This is a genomic window from Leyella stercorea (assembly GCF_021531655.1).
On record NZ_JADYUF010000032.1, the window covers coordinates 25,158 to 41,436 of the forward strand.

A 16,279-nucleotide genomic window follows, 5' to 3' on the forward strand; every position below is an offset into this window, starting at 1 on the left:
TGAACAAGACAAATAGCTCATGTAGCTATCAGCCGTTCAGACCGTCTGTTTTTTTTTAATGCTATTCTATATCCTCTTTACTTCGTAGCAAACTTGAAGCTGCGGAAGTATACTTTCAGGTCTTCGCCCGAGATGTTGGTGAGGCGAATCTTTTTGGCCTTCAGTCCGTCAATCTCTGAGCCGGTGTTCACTACAGTCTTTCGGCGCTGGTTCATGCTGAGGCTGATAGGCTGCCATGCGCCACCTGTGAAGACTTCGAGCTTGAACTTACGGGCAATGTTCTCCACGTCGAAGTTGAAGTCCATACCGTTGAGCGTTACCTCATGGTCGGTCTCTATCTCGATGAATCCGTCCTTCTGCCAGTTGATTACCTCGTTGGAAGGGGCAACCATGACGTTGGTGTTCTTGATGCTGACAGGCAGCAGGCGCAGCTGGTCGATATTGCTCGTCAGCTTGTATGGCATGTATTCAGCCACATTTGAGAGGCTGGTGCCGTTCTGCTTGTTGTAGTTGTCGACAGCCAGGGTGAAGAGCTTGTGAAGTGTGGGCAGCATAACCTTTGTGCCAACCTTGATGCCGGGCTGAAGAGCGTGGCGCACGTCGGAGTTCTCAAGTTCGAACATCTGCTCCTGTATAGATGTTGCCTGGCGGTAGAGATTGTCGAAGCTGACGGCAGGGTTGCCTTGGAGCATCATTACGACCGTAGTGCCGTAGTCGGCAAGGTTCTTGGCTTGCAGCAGCCATGGACGCAGTTCGCGTATAAGTTCCTTGTTGGTCTTGTCGGAAAGCAGGAGGTCGCAGGCGTTCTTGAGCAGCAGACACTTGGCGTTGATTTCCTCAATAGCCTTGCGGTCGCCCTTGACGGCTGCAGCAGCTATGTCCTTCAGTTCCTCACCCTCTTCGCGGCGGAATCCGTGCCCGTTCTGTCCAAGGTCCTTATTGTACAGAGCGAATGTGCGCAGAGCCTCGGTGTTGGCAGGCAGCAAGTCGTTGATGCCTTTGAGCCAGTCGGTCTCGGCATCGTAAGCCTTCATGTTCCAAGTGTAGTCGGCAATGCCATAGAGCGAGATTTTGGAAGCCTCGGCATGTTCCATTGGGTTAGACACAAATCCCGACACGTCGTCGGCAATGTCCTTGCCGTTGCCGTAGGCAGGACCGAGCAGGATGTGGTCTCTGACGAAGTCGCTTACGGGGAAGTTCCACCAGATGTAAGCCTTGCGGTCGATACGGCTGTTGATCCACTGCATCGACTCCTTGTCAATGCAATGCACCACGGAGTTGCCCGTCCACATAATGCGTATGTCCTTGTTCATCTTGGTGCCGAGTGTGCGCAGATAGCCCTTCTCGTCGTTAGCCCAAGCACGGTTGTATTCGGTTGGGCACATAATAAGAGGTGAGATGTCCTTATGGCGGTTGATGAAGTTGTCGTCAACATAGTTAAGCAGTTCGGCTTGCTTGTCGGCCTTGGCACCCTCGCCCCAGATGTCGTCGAAGAATACGGCGAATGAGCGTATGCCGAGAGCGTACATCATTTCGAGTTTGTTGATGAGGTTGTCGCGGTCTTCGTTGTTCCATTTGATGTCAACGCCCGGATGGATGGCCCAGTAGAAGTTGACACCATTCAGCCTTGCCACCTCGTTGAGTTGCTTAATGCGGTTGGCCTCGTCGGTAGGGTAGGGCTTGCGCCACTGGTCGCGGTGGTAGGGGTCGTCCTTCGGTCCGTAGATGTATGTGTTCATCTTGTTGCGACCATAGAAGGCAATCTGGCTGAGGCGGGCCTCGTGGCTCCACGGTGTGCCGTAGAAACCCTCTACAGTTCCGCGGAAGTCAACATCTGGCCAGTCGGTAACGGTGCCCGTCTCAAGCTTGCCCTTGGCTATTGAGCCGAGTAATGTCTGTACGCCGTAGAAGAGTCCTTCCTCGTCGTTGCCAATGATTACGGCTCCCTTGTCGCTGATGTTGAGCCAGTAGCCCTCAGCCTTTTGGGGAAGATGCTTGGCATAAGCCTTGACACACTTGTCGCCCTTGATGCCGAGTGTTATGGTGTACTTGGCGTTGGGTTGAACCTTCACGCCATTCTTTAAAGTGGCAACGGCAAACGAGTTGTCTCGGTTGTTGCTGGTCTTGATATTAACGCTTTGTGGCAACTGTGCAAATCCGGTGCTTTGAATTTTTTGTGGCACAGGATTTACAAGTTTGAACTGGGCTTTGGCGGGCATTGTGCCAGCCAAGGCAAGTGCGGAGATGATTCCGATGGTCAGTTTGTTCATTTTTATTTGTATGTATTTTGATTGTCTATAATAGATATGGTTTATTTTGATCTGCAAACTTACATAAAAAAGTAAAGAAGTAAAAAGGTAAAAAGGTAAAAAAAGTAAAAAGGCAAAAGGGTAAAAGAGTAAAAAGGTAGAAAGTAAAAAGGTGGAAAGTGTTGTCGGAATGGCACATAAAAGAACGTTTTGTGCAGAAGTGAAATTAATTTGTAAAAAACTGATAGAAAAATTTGTTGGTTACTTATAATTTATTATCTTTGCAATCGTAAAAGAAACAATATAACACCTCAAACAAAGTAAAAAAACACTCCAACAGATAGTTTGCAAGACAACTAATATAAAGGAAATATATAAACCCGCGGTCGTTAAGTTTGACCGCACAAAACAATTGTAGTATGGCACAAATGAATTTCGGTGGCGTTGTAGAGACTGTAGTCACCAGCAAAGAGTTTTCATTGGAAAAAGCACGTGAAGTTCTTAAAAACGAAACAATTGCCATTTTGGGATACGGTATTCAGGGACCTGGTCAGGCAGGTAACTTACGCGACAACGGTTTTAATGTAATCGTTGGCCAGCGTCCAGGCAAGACTTATGACAAGGCTGTGGCCGATGGTTGGGTGCCTGGTAAGACTCTGTTCTCTGTAGAAGAGGCAGCCGAGAAGGGTACAATCATCTGCATGCTTCTTTCTGACGCTGGTCAGATTGCAGTATGGCCGAAAATCAAACAATATCTCACACCGGGCAAGACCCTCTACTATTCACACGGCTTCGCTATCAACTGGAACGACCGCACTGGCGTAGTTCCTCCTGCTGATGTCGACGTAATCATGGTGGCTCCTAAGGGCTCGGGTACTTCGCTCCGTACAATGTTCCTCGAAGGCCGTGGATTGAACTGCTCTTACGCAGTATATCAGGACCACTCAGGCAAGGCTGAGGAGAAGACAATCGCCTTCGGTATCGGTATCGGTGCAGGCTATCTGTTCAAGACAACATTCCAGCGTGAGGCTACTTCCGACCTTACAGGTGAGCGTGGCTCGCTGATGGGTGCTATCGAGGGACTGCTCGAAGCTCAGTATGAGGTTCTGCGCGAGCACGGACACTCTCCTTCTGAGGCTTTCAACGAGACTGTTGAGGAGCTGACACAGAGCCTTATGCCTCTCTTCGCCGAGAAGGGTATGGACTGGATGTACGCCAACTGCTCTACAACAGCACAGCGCGGTGCCTTGGATTGGGCTCCTCGTTTCCGCGAGGCTATCAAGCCGGTTATGGAGTGGCTCTACCTCTCAGTCAAGACTGGTAACGAAGCTCAGATTTCAATCGATTCTAACTCTAAGCCCGACTACCGTGAGAAACTCAATGCCGAACTTAAGGCTATGCACGACATGGAGATGTGGCGCGCTGCCGAGACCGTTCGCGAGCTTCGCCCAGAGAATGAGGTTAAGTAAAGGATGACTTAAGGCATAAACATAAGGATTTATTAGATCATATTTGATAGATTTGTAGAGGTCGGCTGGGAGCGCCCAGTTTCGGCCTCTACTTTTTTTGTATTTACACTTTTATTTTGTAGTCAGAATTATATTTTGTAACTTTACATCCGCCAATAGGCAAAACGGCTTTTCGTATTACCCTTAAAACAATAATCACTATGGATGCAACCTATATCGAAATAACAATACGCCTTTCGCTGGCTCTTCTGCTGGGAGGAGCAATAGGCATTGAGCGTGAATACAGAGCCAAGGAGGCTGGTTTTCGCACCCATTTTCTTGTAGCCTTGGGCAGCGCGCTCTTCTGCCTTGTGTCGCAGTTCGGGTTTGGCATCGACCTGAAAGACTCGTCGCGTGTGGCGGCACAGGTGGTTTCGGGCATCGGCTTTCTTGGTGCCGGCACTATCATTTTCCAGAAGAATGTGGTGCGCGGACTGACGACGGCTGCCGGACTATGGGTGACGGCTGCTATCGGATTGGCTTGCGGTACGGGTATGTATGCTGCAGCATTGATAGCCACGTTTATGGTTCTGCTCGGCCTTGAGGTGCTCAATGCCTTGATTCCGCAGTTGGGCACGTCGACAGTAGAGCTGTCGTTCAAGGCTCCGTCGAAGGAGAGCGTGCGCCAGCTTATAGAGGAGTTGAAGCATGATGGCATGGAGATTCAACTGTATGAATTGAAGGACAGCTTCACCTCGCAAGGCGAAGTGTTTGAGGTTGACATACAGTTTAAGGTGAAGCGTGGCGAGAGCGACTGTCTGCGGATAATCGACTATATGGAGGATTTCTCTGATGTCACGATTGTTACTACAGAAGGGTAGGGGGAGTGTTGAATGTTGAGTGTTGAATGTTGAGGAACTCTTGATTGATAGATAATAATATAAACTTTATTTTGAACAATGAAAACAAGTGATAAAACCTTGCACCGTCTTCTGTTTATATGTCTTGGAAATATATGCCGTTCGCCGGCTGCTGAGGGCGTGATGCGTGCCAAGGTGCATGCTGCCCATAAGGATGACGAATTCGTGATAGACTCGGCTGGCATTGGCGACTGGCATGTCGGACAATTGCCCGACCGCCGTATGCGCGAACGTGGAGCATTGAGAGGTTACCGCTTCGATAGTCATGCCCGTCAGATACGCCAGTCGGACTTTGACGATTTCGACCTGCTGCTTGTCATGGACAGCGACAACTATCGCATTGTTACTGCTAAGGCTCCTACGGAAGAGGCACGCCAAAAGGTGCGCATGCTTACTGATTATCTGCCTGAGGGAAGCAAGGCAACTGTTGTGCCCGACCCTTACTACGGCGACCTTTCGGACTTTGACTATGCCCTCGACCTTATAGAGAAGGCTTGCGACGGACTGCTGTATTCGTTTATCGAAGACAAATAGAACAATAAAACAAAAAAACAACATTTTTTCACTTCGTTATAGTGTTACAATGTTGTTTTTGTTTTTTTAGCTTTACAATTAGGACATTCGCCCTTGATGACGAACGAGGCTGAATGCTGGCAGAAGCCGGGTGGCAGAGCGAACACAGGAACCGGTACATTCTCCATACAGAACGACCGTCCGCACACTTCGCAGTAGAAATGTACGTGGTTGTCGTGATGATGGCATTCGCCATGTTCGTTGCACAATTCGTAGTTCATCACTCCGCGTCCGTCCTCAAAGGCATGGACAACGTCGTGCTTGAGGAATAATGTAAGCACGCGGAAGATGCTCGACTTGTCCATCGACAGCAGGAGATTCTCCATGTTCTTAAGACTTTGTGGAGACTCTTGGCGGGCAAGGGCATCGTACACCAGAATGCGGTTGGCTGTAGGTCGTATGCCCTTGCTTGCAAGTCGTTCGGTAATTTGCTGGCCGTTCATTTTTACTTTGTTACAGCCTCAAGAGCCTTCACCCAATCGGTGTCGAGCGAGAACTGTGTGATGAACTTCTCGTTGTCGACATAGCTGTAGATGACTTCCTTGTCGACATCGTTGAACAATGAGTTGTTGATAGTGGCCGTGCGGAACTTAGCCTTCAGCAGCTCCTTGTCTTTCGCTTTGGGAGTCTGGCTGAGGCGCTTCACAAACAGGTTGACAAACTCAATCATGGCGTTAGTCTGTTCGCCGAGGTCATATTCGGTGAAAGTGCCCTCCTGGCTTCCCTTGTCTATGAGATAGTAGATGGCGTCGTACTTGAAGCAGGCAATCTTGCGCTCGTTGAGATTCTTGGTCGTGTCGTTGGCGAATGTCTCAGCCTGTTTCTCAAGACGCTTTACCTCCTTCAGTATTTCCTGTGCCGAAGCGTCTGCTATGGTGGCACATATCATAGCGAGTATCAATACAAATCTTTTCATACGTAATATTCGTTTTTTATTTGTTTTTATAAAGTATCTTCTTGTGGTTTATGCACGCAGGCAGTTCGTCCTCGTAGTGGGTCACCATGATAAGAGTCTTGCCCTTGCGCTGGCAGAAAGCCTCAATCACCTGCTTCACGTGTCGGCGGTTGGGCTCGTCAAGACCGTGCAATGGTTCGTCGAGAATCAGCAGTTCGGGATCCTTCACCATGGCTCTTGCCAGCAGTACCAGTCGCTGTTCGCCACTCGACAGCTTCAGAAAACTCTTGTCGGCAAGCTGCTCTATTCCGAAAATGCTCATCCATTTGAGGCATGTTTCGTGGTTTTGCGGGTCGGGCTTTACGTACAGGCTCACGGCGTTGCTGAATCCGCTTGCCACGATGCGTTCTACCGTCACATTGCTGCGGAAGGCACGGTGCATTTCGGGCGAAACGTAGCCTATGTGTTTCTTGATGTCCCAGATGCTTTCGCCGCTTCCTCGTGTCTTGTCGAAGAGGGTGATGTCGCAAGCGTAGCTCTGTGGGTTGTCGGCACATACAAGGCTCAGCAGCGTAGACTTTCCGCTGCCGTTGCGTCCGGTCAGCGCCCAATATTCGCCGTTCATCACCTGCCAGTCGAGGTCTTTCAGAATGGTTCGCTCGCCGTAGCGTATGCTCACCTTGTGCATGTCTACTACGCGCTGTGCATTGTATTCCTCCTCCTTGTATGCCATCTGTTCAATCATCTGGCGCCAGTTGTCGGGTATGTTGGCAGGAGCATCAGCCGACTGCGACTGTGCCATATACTCGCTGCGCGTCATCTTGCTGCCTACAGTCATATTGCTCACCTCAACTACGTGCGACACAAACTCCGGGATGTCCTTGGTGCGGTTCACCACAAGCATTATCTGAATGCCGTGCTCGGTCGACAGAATCTGCAGCAGATTGGTGAGCTGCTCGCGTGCCTCCTTGTCGAGACCGATGTAAGGATTGTCGATGATGAGCAGTCGTGGCTGCGAGAATATAGACGATGCGATGACCAGCTTGCGCAGTTCGCCGCTCGACAGCAGTATGACGTACTTGTCGAGCATAGTCTGAAGTCCGAACAGCTCGTATATGTGCTGCTGCAAGCGGCGGCGCTCTTCGGTGTCGTCGCCGGCTGCCTGGTATGCAGCTTCGAGACGTGAGCCTACGGTAGCCGTTTCGGGATCAATCTCGGTCTGATTCCAACGCTGCTGCAGATAATACGTAGAGTCGTTGTCGCCTCCGTAAGTATCCTTGAAGCAGACATATTTGATGTTGTCTGAAATGTACTCCTTGGTCGACGGCGCGAAGTCGTACTTGATACTGTCGCCCAAAAGCGGATGTTTGCCCGTGATGATGTCGACGAACATTGACTTGCCGCCTCCGTTGGGGCCCGTTATTGCTATGTTCTCACCGTCGAGAAGTTCGAAGTTTACGGGTTGAGCCATGCGCCATTCGGGCATGCGTGTCACTCCATTCTTAATGTCAATTATCCTTTGCATAGTCTATCCTGATTCTTGTTGATGAAATCTTTCCACCCGTTGTAGTGTGTGTCGGTCACGGGGCGTCCCTGCTGCATGAAGTGGCAGTAGGCCACGCCCAGAGCATCGGTGGCATCCATAAGTTTTGGCATCTGGTCGGCGTTGAGCCGTAGCAGACGTTTGAGCATATCGGCCACCTGTTCTTTCGACGCCTGTCCCTGTCCGGTTATCGCCATCTTTATCTTCATTGGAGCATATTCGTGAACAGGTACGCTGTGGCCTACGGCAGCTGCTATAGCCACGCCTTGTGAACGTCCGAGCTTGAGCATCGACTGTACGTTCTTGCCGAAGAAGGGGGCTTCGATAGCCATTTCGTCGGGCAGGAATTGGTCGATTATATCCGTCACTCGGCTGTGTATCTTGCCCAGTCGCAGATAGGGGTCGGAGTCACGGCGCATGTCGATGACACCCATAGCCACCATCTCTGCCTTGTTGCCCGTAGCCCTCAGCACTCCATAACCCATGACGTTGGTGCCGGGGTCGATGCCGAGTATTATCTTTTCTGTTTTCAAGTCTTTCTTTTTTTCTTATCTGTCCAGATACGGGTTGTGTGCCAACTCATATCCCATAGTAGTCTGCTGTCCGTGTCCTGGCAGCAGAGTGATGTCGTCGGGGAACTGTACGAACATGCGCAGGCTCTGAATGATCATGAGCATGCTTCCGCCGTCGAAGTCGGTACGGCCTATAGAGCCGCGGAACAGGGTGTCGCCGGTGAATGCCACCTTCTCGTCCTTGATGTAGAGCACCACGCTACCCATAGAGTGTCCTGGAGTCTCGATGACCTCTATCTCGTGAGTGCCGAACTTGATGATGTCGCCAGCCTTGAATGTCTTGATCTCAGTCACGATAGGCTCGTCGAGAGTCATTCCGAAGTAGGCAGCCTGCTTGTCGGCAGCCAGCACATAGCTCTCGTCCGAACTGTCAATCTCGAGCGGCAGTCCGTAAGTCTTTGTGATGAAAGCGTCGCCGAAGTTGTGGTCGAGATGTCCGTGAGTGGCAATGAGGTGAACGGGCTTCAGCTCGTTAGTCTTGATGTATTTCTCGATAGCCAGTTTCTCAGCCTCGTAGTAGGCACCGCAGTCGATGATGACACATTCCTTGGTGTCGTCGCTCACAACATAGCAGTTCTCCTGCAGCATGTTGCATGTGAAAGTTTCTATCTTAAGCATATTTTGTTTCTTTTTTGCTTAGCTGGGCCTTACTAAGCCTATCTAAGCCTTACTAAGCCTATCTAAGCCTTTTTAACTTTTTACTTTTTTACCGTTTACTTTTTACTTTTCCCTTTTACAGAGGCAGGTAAATCAGATATTTCTCCTTAAACCATTCCTCTTCGAACATGTCGTGTATCTCGGTGAGGCTCACAATCTTCTTGAACGGCTGAGTCTCGGCCTGCAGATTGCCGCCCTTCAGACAGATGAGTCCGTTTGGCAGGGAGTTGTGCTGGTTCTTATGCGAGATGTTCTTCTTAATAATCTTCACGAGGTCGGGCAGGGGCATCACGGCACGGCTCACCACGAAGTCGTACTGTGCCTTCTCCTCCTCGCCCGACAGCTGCTCAGCCACAACGTTCTTCAGAGCGATGGCCTGTGCCACCTCGTTCACCACGCGGATCTTCTTGCCCGTGCGGTCGATCATCTTAAACTGGCACTCCGGAAACATTATTGCCAAGGGAATGCCGGGGAAGCCTCCGCCCGTGCCAAGGTCGAGAATGCGCGAGCCGTCGCGGAACTTAATCTCGTGGGCTATGGCAAGCGAGTGCAGCACATGGTGCTCATAGAAGTTGTCCATGTCCTTACGCGAGATCACGTTAATCTTGCCGTTCCAGTCCTCGTACAGCTCCTTGAGCTTGGCAAATTGCGTGCGCTGCGCGTCGGTCAGATTGGGGAAATATTTCAGTATCAATTCCATATCTTTATATATAATATTGTGTATAATAAAGTGCAAAGTTAGTGCAAATCGGAGACATATACAAAAAGAAATCAGCCATTTATAATATATTAAAACTTGGAAATGCCAATCTTTTCAAATTCGAATACTACTTGAAAATTTGGAATATACACAATAAATTGTATATCTTTGCCTATGAAATCTCCGTTCCGTGTCACTGAACGTACGTTCCGTGTCGTTGAACGGCCATTCCGTGACACTGAATGTACATTCCGTGACACGGAACGGAAACTTAATACGTATTAAAGAAACAATTAACTTAATAAAAAAAACAAACAAATGGCAAAATACAAACTACAAGAAATGTCGAACCTCAATGGGGTAGGCGAGAAGCGAGTGTTCCCGAAGTTGGTGGCCAACCGCCAGTTGGACACAAAGGAGTTTGTGGAGAAACTGCATTCCTACAACCGTGCTGTTCCTGAAAGCATTGTGTCAGCCGTGATAGCCGACTTAGGAACCTGTCTTGGAGAGATGCTTGCTATGGGCTACACCGTAAAACTTGACGACATAGGCACCTTCTCGCTTTCGCTCGACTTCGACGACAACAAGCCTGTGGAGATGACCGGCGACGACGACAAAATGCTTTATCGCAAAGTTACGGTGAAGGATGTCAACTACAAGTCGTCGCCCGAACTTATAAAGCTTCTGAAACGCAAAACGGTTCTGGAGCGCGACATGGGTGGAGTGAGCCGTTTGCGTAAGAACAAATACACGCTTGAAGAGCGTATTGGGCGAACAGTGGAATGGATGGACAGGCACGGATTCATCACCCTGCAAGAGTATGCCAATCTGAACAATATGAGCCGTACCTCAGCCTCGGTGGAACTGAAGAGGCTGACGCAAGGCGAAGAAGCTCCATTCGATTACAAGGGAAGCGGAAGCCATAAGGTTTGGGTGAAAGCAGGCAGCAATTCGTGAATAATTCATGATAATCCGTGACTTAAAAAGACAGGAGGCTATGGCGTTCTCGCCGTATCCTCCTGCTGTTAGTACTTATAATGCTAAGCTATAGTATCACTCCTTACTTACCCTTGTTCACCACCTTTGTGGTAGAAGCGTTGGTTGCGTCTATAGCTGTGCCTGGTATTCCGTCGTTGATGAAGAACTTGGCGTTGGTGTAGCCAGCCGGAATCTCTACCTTATACCATCCTGTCTTGCCATTGTGCGAAGCGCTTGCGTCGTAAGTCATCTTGATGCCCGGCCATGTAGTCGACGATGTCTTGCCGTTGTAGAAGTAGCAATAAACATTCTCCCAGTTGCTGGCGTTGTCGAAATATACGTACTTGTCAGTACCGGGCAGTATGATGTCGCCGTGGTTTCCCTTTGTAATTTTGGTCTACATATTTGCTCCAGCCATCACCCGGGTCATTTGCGTAGGTGTCATGGCTCTCGCCCCAGTATACCAGTTTGTTGGCAGATATTCCTCTGTATGTAAGGTTACCGGTAGATGTGCTTACATTACCATTAGAGAACGACTGTGTAACGCTGTTGCCTATGATATAGTCGTAAGGCTGGTAAGTCATGTACCATGCAGAGTTAAGAGGTTCTTTCTGATGCAAGGGCGAAGTCTGCACAGCTGTAAAACCAGCTTTTGCTATGTTGGGTATTTCAGCCTGTATGTCACTCAGTTTCCAGTCGAAGCAATGCAGTATCACGCCCTCCTGAATATTGTCTTTAAGTCCGTATTTGTTGTCGGCGAAGATGTTGGATGCAAAGGCAAAGAGCACCAGCAACATCTGTATACCTCGGTTCGTTATCTTTTTCATAAATTGATTCTTATTTTCTGATTATTACTTTCTTGCCGTTATGGATGTTGAGACCAGTCTGTGTAGGCTTGTTTATGCGTATGCCAGTTATGGTGTACCAAGCATCGTCGGTGGTGCTTAGGGCCTCTTCCATTGTGATGTTCTCGATGGCAGTAGCCGTTCCGCTCACATAAACGGTCTGTCCCTTAAGTGTAATTTTTTTGCATAGTCGCAATCGGTAATTTTTTAGTTTATAAGTTTAGGTGATATTATTTCTTGCTCCAAAATTAATACGTTTTTCTGTGTCGGCGTGTATGGACTATGCAAAAAAGGAATACGCTATGCAAACGATTGCGTATTCATCTGGTTCAGAGTCAGCCCCTTTCAGGGGTGTGCTCCTGTTTATTCGGTCGACTCCCTTTCTACTGTTTTGCCCCTCAGCACTACGTCCTCCACGTGCTTTTCGCTGTTGCCCATATTAAGCATAAGCAGCCGGCAAGCTTCCGCAGCCATTTGCTCTACGGGCTGTTCAACAGCGGTAATGGTGGGGTGTACAAGAGTGCAGAGCGTGGTGCCCGCCATACAGCACACACGCACATCGTCGGGTATGCGCAGCCCACGTTTCTGTATCAGGTTCTTGGCACCTATGAGAGCGGTCTCCGTAAATCCGAACACGGCGTCGAACGGGATGTTGCGGTCGAGAAAGTTGTCCATCACCAGGCTACCCTCCTCGGCGCTCAATGCTGGTGGCAGCACAAGGTCGGGATTGAAGTCGACGTGAAACTTCTCCAGAGCATCACGATAGCCGCGCTGGCGCTCATAGGCATTGCGTATGCGTGACGGTCCGGGAATATGCACAATCCTCTTGTTGCCGCTGCGTATGAGTTGCTCCACCATGAAGAACGCCATAATATAATCGTCTGATCGTACTTGCGAAGCTTCCACATTGTCTATGGTACGGTCGAAGAACACGACGGGAGTGCCACGCGATACGATACGTCGGTAGACATCCGTGTTGCGTTCCTTGTCGCATACGCTGATAAGAAGCCCGTCAACCATGCAGTGTTCCATCATTTCTATATTCCTGCACTCCTGTATGTAGCTTTCGTTGGATGAGGCGATGAGCACATTGTAGCCGTGTTGGCGCAATATGGCCTGCACATGACTGATGAATGTCATATAGAACGACGTGACTATCTCGGGAATGATGATGCCTACGCTGTGCGAGCTTTGCTTGCGTAGGCTCACAGCCATCTCATTGCGGTGGTAGCCCATGCGGCGTGCCGTCTCGATGATGAGTTGCATTGTTTCTGCCTTCACATTCGACGAGTCGCCCGACAGGGCGCGCGATACTGTCGACTTTGAGATGCCGAGTTCGTTGGCAATATCCTTTATGGTGATGTATTTTGACATTGTGTGGTTGGTTTTAGCTATTTGTTGCAATTATGGTGCAAATTTAGCAAAAGTTTTCTATCTATAGAACTATTGCGACTCTAAAACTTTCAATCGTCGTCTGCACTTGTTGATTGGCGTATTTTCTTTGGGAACGGTTGCACAAATCGGGAACGGTTGCGGGAACGGTTGCGCAAAAAGTAGCATATTTTCTTGTTTTGTATCTTGCGGGAAAGCATTAATTTTGCGTCAGAAAATAACAAAAACCTAAAAGAAACATGAATACAACTTCAAACAAAGGCCGTGTGCCGTTCATCAGCAAGATTGCCTATGGAATGGGCGATGTAGGCTGCAACTTCAGTTGGATGTTCGTAAGCAACTTCCTCATGATTTTCTACACCGACGTGTTTGGCATCGGAATGAGCGCAGTAGCAACACTTATGCTCATATCGAGAATATGGGATGCCGTAAACGACCCTATCATCGGAACCCTTACCGACAAGACCCACACACGCTGGGGACGCTTCCGCCCTTGGCTTCTGTTCGGAGCACCCGTAACAGCCATCATACTCATGCTCACTTTCTGGGCACACCCCGACTGGAGCCAGACTGCAAAGATTGTGTATATGGCTGTGACCTACTGCATATTGGTGCTTGGCTACACTTGCGTCAACCTGCCTTACGGCACACTGTGCGGAGCTATGACACAGGACATAGACGAGAGAGCCAAACTGAACACAAGCCGCTCGGTGAGCGCAATGATTGCCATCGGTGTGCTGAATATCATAACCGTGCCACTCGTTACATTCTTGGGCAAGGGCAACGCACAGTTCGGTTATCTGGCAGTAGCTATAATATATGGCATTATCTTCGCTGCCTGCCATCTGTTCTGCTTCAGCAAGACAAAAGAGGTGGTTGAGGTGCCTGTGGGACAGAAAATTCCTCTTTCTGTACAGCTGAAGTCGGTACTTGCAAACCGCCCCTATCAGCTTGCCATCCTCGGACAATTTCTCTTTGGATTCATTCTCTACGGCCGCAATGCCGACATCCTCTACTACTTCACCTATGTTGAAGGTTCGGCAACGCTCTTCAGCTACTATTCCATGGCTATCATATTGCCGTCAATAGCAGGAGCCGCATGTTTCCCGTGGATGTTCCGCAAGACTGGCAACAAGGGATATGCTGCAGCCGTTTTCGCTCTACTCTGCGGAATATTCATGGCATTGCTCTATTTCTTCAGTCCTAACACCACCCCTATCCAGTTCTATATATGCTCGGCTATAGCATGGTTCTTCTTCTCTGGTTTCAACACAGCCATCTATGCCGTAATACCCGACTGTGTGGAATACGGCGAATGGAAGACGGGCATACGCAACGATGGTTTCCAATATGCCTTCGTGTCGCTTGCCAACAAGATGGGCATGGCTCTCGGTACAGCAATGTTTGCCTTGGCTCTCGACTCGGCAGGATATGTGGCAGGAGCAGAGCAGAATGCTGACGTAATAAATATCATGCGCCACACGTTCTCCACTATTCCTGGTATGCTTTGGATGGTAACAGCTGTGTGTCTGTGCTTCTACAAGCTCCACCGCCATGTGTACAACAAGATTGTGGAGGAATTGAAGGTCATCAAGAACAAATTATAAAAACCGCAATAAAACATAATAACATTACAATAACATCCTTTAAAAACATTACAACTATGAGACAAGCAATATTAGTAGCCCCTAAGCACATTGAGTTCAAAGAAGTGGCAGCACCTAAGGCCGCAGACCTTAAGGAACACCAGATACTCGCCAACATCAAGCGCATTGGCATCTGCGGCAGCGAGATCCACTCTTACCACGGACTCCATCCTGCCACATTCTATCCCGTTGTTCAGGGACATGAATATTCGGCTGTGGTTGTGGCATGTGGCAGCAAAGTGACGGTTTGCAAGCCTGGCGACAACATCACAGCACGCCCACAACTGGTTTGCGGAGAATGCAATCCTTGTAAGCGTGGACAATATAATGTATGCGAGCATCTGCGTGTGCAGGCTTTCCAGGCAGACGGTTGCGCACAAGACTACTTCATTATCGACGACGACCGTGTGGTTAAATTGCCAGAGGGAATGAGTCTCGACTATGGAGCTATGGTTGAGCCTGCGGCAGTAGGCGCACATGCAAGCAACCGCACCGACGTGAAAGGCAAGAACGTTGTGGTAAGCGGAGCGGGAACTATCGGCAATCTTGTGGCTCAGTTCTGCAAGGCTCGCGGAGCAAAGCGAGTGCTCATAACAGATGTGAGCGACCTTCGACTTGCCAAGGCTCGCGAGTGTGGCATCGCCGACACTCTCAATATCACAAAGCGACCATTGAAGGAAGCTGCCAAAGAACTTTTCGGCGACGAAGGCTATCAGGTAGGCTTCGAGGTAGCTGGTGTTGAGTCTTCAATACGCTCGCTTATGGAGACTATCGAAAAGGGCAGCGACATCGTTGTTGTGGCTGTCTTTGCCAAGGACCCTGCTCTTAGCATGTTCCACCTTGGCGAGCACGAGCTGCGACTCATAGGCTCGATGATGTATCGCCACGAGGACTATCAGACAGCTATCGACTATGTATCGCGCGGCATTGTAAACCTCAAGCCTCTCGTTAGCAACCGCTTCGCTTTCGAGGAGTATGACGATGCCTACAAGTATATCGACACTCACCGCGAGACTTCAATGAAGGTGATCGTCGATCTTGAGCAGAAACCGAAGAACAATAGATAAGACGAAAGGAAAAGTTGGATACATAAAAGTTAATTAAGTTTGAGTTTGTTGCCCGACAAGGAAGTGATCACGTATTGCCTCTCCTTGTCGGGCTTTTTGCTTGATAAATCATCACCAATTAAAGAAAAAAGTGTAACTTTGCATCATTATTTTAATAATCCAACAATCAACTAATTTTAACAAAATCTATGTCACATCAATCAAGCAAGAATTTCGCCATTCCCTTGGCGTTTGTCGGCTTAATGTTCTTCACGTTAGGATTTGCGTTAGGCATCAACTCTTTCCTAATCCCCGTATTGAAGGGGTCGCTCAATCTGTCTTCGGGAGTGGCCTACCTGCTGTTGGCAGCCACATTCATTCCGTTCATTCTATTTGGCTATCCAGCCTCGCGCACCATTGCAGCAATAGGCTACAAGCGTACAATGGCTGTTTCGTTTGTTATCTTTGCCTTGGCATTCGTGGTGTTCGTGTTGTCGGCTAAGAACGAGAGTTTCATACTGTTTCTTGCTGCCTCATTTGTAAGTGGCACAGCCAATGCTTATTTGCAGGCTTCGGTAAATCCCTATATCACAATTCTCGGCCCTATCGACAGTGCAGCACGACGTATCAGTATGATGGGAATATGCAACAAACTGGCGTGGCCTGTAGCTCCGTTGTTCTTTGCAGCCGTAGTGCCCGACAGTACCAACGTGCAGATAGCCGACCTCTACTTGCCGTTCTATACTCAAGTTTCGGATTTAGAATTCAAGCCGTTTGAGCATACTCTCTAAGTGCAGCCAATCTCTTGTCATTCT

Annotated in this window: 17 protein-coding genes and 1 pseudogene; 7 read left to right on the forward strand and 11 right to left on the reverse strand. The window is 49.1% G+C overall.

Annotated elements, in window-relative coordinates; genetic code table 11:
- Positions 1 to 77 precede the first annotated feature (77 nt).
- On the reverse strand, positions 78 to 2,270 hold the full coding sequence (locus I6E49_RS09975; RefSeq protein WP_235402074.1) for a beta-N-acetylglucosaminidase: 2,193 nt from the start codon (positions 2,268 to 2,270) through the stop codon (positions 78 to 80).
- A 398-nt stretch (positions 2,271 to 2,668) separates the two neighbouring features.
- On the opposite strand from I6E49_RS09975, the gene ilvC reads away from it, so the two are divergent.
- From ilvC to I6E49_RS09990, 3 genes are all read left to right on the forward strand, one after another.
- Positions 2,669 to 3,718 (forward strand): ketol-acid reductoisomerase, encoded by a 1,050-nt coding sequence (ilvC, locus tag I6E49_RS09980; RefSeq protein ID WP_235402075.1) that lies wholly within the window; start codon positions 2,669 to 2,671, stop codon positions 3,716 to 3,718.
- Positions 3,719 to 3,918: 200 nt separating this feature from the next.
- Complete coding sequence (locus tag I6E49_RS09985; protein ID WP_235402076.1) at positions 3,919 to 4,578, forward strand: MgtC/SapB family protein; 660 nt, start codon at positions 3,919 to 3,921, stop codon at positions 4,576 to 4,578.
- 78 nt (positions 4,579 to 4,656) lie between these two features.
- The gene (locus tag I6E49_RS09990; protein WP_235402077.1) at positions 4,657 to 5,151 is read left to right on the forward strand and encodes a low molecular weight protein-tyrosine-phosphatase; all 495 of its coding nucleotides are present in this window, start codon (positions 4,657 to 4,659) and stop codon (positions 5,149 to 5,151) included.
- Between the two features lie 44 nt (positions 5,152 to 5,195).
- Here the strand turns inward: I6E49_RS09990 and I6E49_RS09995 are convergent, their stop codons facing one another.
- The 6 genes from I6E49_RS09995 to rsmG form a co-directional block, all read right to left on the reverse strand.
- Positions 5,196 to 5,633, reverse strand: a complete 438-nt coding sequence (locus I6E49_RS09995; protein WP_235402078.1) for a Fur family transcriptional regulator — start codon at positions 5,631 to 5,633, stop codon at positions 5,196 to 5,198.
- 2 nt (positions 5,634 to 5,635) lie between these two features.
- Positions 5,636 to 6,106 carry a hypothetical protein gene (locus I6E49_RS10000; protein ID WP_235402080.1) on the reverse strand — a complete coding sequence of 157 codons (471 nt, stop codon included), beginning with the start codon at positions 6,104 to 6,106 and terminating at the stop codon, positions 5,636 to 5,638.
- 16 nt (positions 6,107 to 6,122) lie between these two features.
- Positions 6,123 to 7,610, reverse strand: a complete 1,488-nt coding sequence (locus I6E49_RS10005) for an ATP-binding cassette domain-containing protein (RefSeq protein ID WP_235402082.1) — start codon at positions 7,608 to 7,610, stop codon at positions 6,123 to 6,125.
- Entirely contained in the window at positions 7,598 to 8,161 is a 564-nt protein-coding gene (ruvC, locus tag I6E49_RS10010) for a crossover junction endodeoxyribonuclease RuvC (protein ID WP_262911540.1), read from the reverse strand. The genes I6E49_RS10005 and ruvC overlap by 13 nt, the downstream gene beginning before the upstream one ends.
- A 15-nt stretch (positions 8,162 to 8,176) precedes the next feature.
- Positions 8,177 to 8,818, reverse strand: a complete 642-nt coding sequence (locus I6E49_RS10015) for an MBL fold metallo-hydrolase (RefSeq protein ID WP_235402084.1) — start codon at positions 8,816 to 8,818, stop codon at positions 8,177 to 8,179.
- A gap of 115 nt (positions 8,819 to 8,933) precedes the next feature.
- Complete coding sequence (rsmG, locus tag I6E49_RS10020) at positions 8,934 to 9,557, reverse strand: 16S rRNA (guanine(527)-N(7))-methyltransferase RsmG (protein ID WP_235402086.1); 624 nt, start codon at positions 9,555 to 9,557, stop codon at positions 8,934 to 8,936.
- Positions 9,558 to 9,875: 318 nt separating this feature from the next.
- Here rsmG and I6E49_RS10025 point away from each other — a divergent pair, with 318 nt between their 5' ends.
- Positions 9,876 to 10,514, forward strand: coding sequence for a hypothetical protein (locus tag I6E49_RS10025; RefSeq protein WP_235402087.1), 639 nt, complete (start codon positions 9,876 to 9,878; stop codon positions 10,512 to 10,514).
- A gap of 103 nt (positions 10,515 to 10,617) precedes the next feature.
- On the opposite strand, the gene I6E49_RS10030 is transcribed toward I6E49_RS10025, so the two are convergent.
- The 4 genes from I6E49_RS10030 to I6E49_RS10045 all read right to left on the reverse strand — a co-directional run bounded on the left by I6E49_RS10030 (position 10,618) and on the right by I6E49_RS10045 (position 12,754).
- The gene (locus I6E49_RS10030; RefSeq protein WP_366558418.1) at positions 10,618 to 10,926 is read right to left on the reverse strand and encodes a starch-binding protein; all 309 of its coding nucleotides are present in this window, start codon (positions 10,924 to 10,926) and stop codon (positions 10,618 to 10,620) included.
- The gene (locus I6E49_RS10035; RefSeq protein ID WP_235402089.1) at positions 10,883 to 11,362 is read right to left on the reverse strand and encodes a hypothetical protein; all 480 of its coding nucleotides are present in this window, start codon (positions 11,360 to 11,362) and stop codon (positions 10,883 to 10,885) included. The genes I6E49_RS10030 and I6E49_RS10035 overlap by 44 nt, the downstream gene beginning before the upstream one ends.
- Positions 11,363 to 11,372: 10 nt before the next feature.
- Positions 11,373 to 11,576: a hypothetical protein gene (locus tag I6E49_RS10040; protein ID WP_235393968.1), complete on the reverse strand. Its 204-nt coding sequence runs from the start codon at positions 11,574 to 11,576 to the stop codon at positions 11,373 to 11,375.
- Between the two features lie 167 nt (positions 11,577 to 11,743).
- Positions 11,744 to 12,754 (reverse strand): LacI family DNA-binding transcriptional regulator, encoded by a 1,011-nt coding sequence (locus I6E49_RS10045; RefSeq protein WP_235402090.1) that lies wholly within the window; start codon positions 12,752 to 12,754, stop codon positions 11,744 to 11,746.
- Positions 12,755 to 13,011: 257 nt separating this feature from the next.
- Between I6E49_RS10045 and I6E49_RS10050 the strand changes: the two genes are divergently transcribed.
- The 3 genes and pseudogenes from I6E49_RS10050 to I6E49_RS10060 form a co-directional block, all read left to right on the forward strand.
- The gene (locus tag I6E49_RS10050) at positions 13,012 to 14,379 is read left to right on the forward strand and encodes an MFS transporter (protein ID WP_235402091.1); all 1,368 of its coding nucleotides are present in this window, start codon (positions 13,012 to 13,014) and stop codon (positions 14,377 to 14,379) included.
- Between the two features lie 56 nt (positions 14,380 to 14,435).
- Positions 14,436 to 15,485, forward strand: coding sequence for a zinc-dependent alcohol dehydrogenase (locus I6E49_RS10055; RefSeq protein WP_235402092.1), 1,050 nt, complete (start codon positions 14,436 to 14,438; stop codon positions 15,483 to 15,485).
- A 188-nt stretch (positions 15,486 to 15,673) separates the two neighbouring features.
- Positions 15,674 to 16,204: pseudogene (locus I6E49_RS10060) on the forward strand (MFS transporter); the annotation flags it as partial.
- Between the last annotated feature and the right edge of the window lie 75 nt (positions 16,205 to 16,279).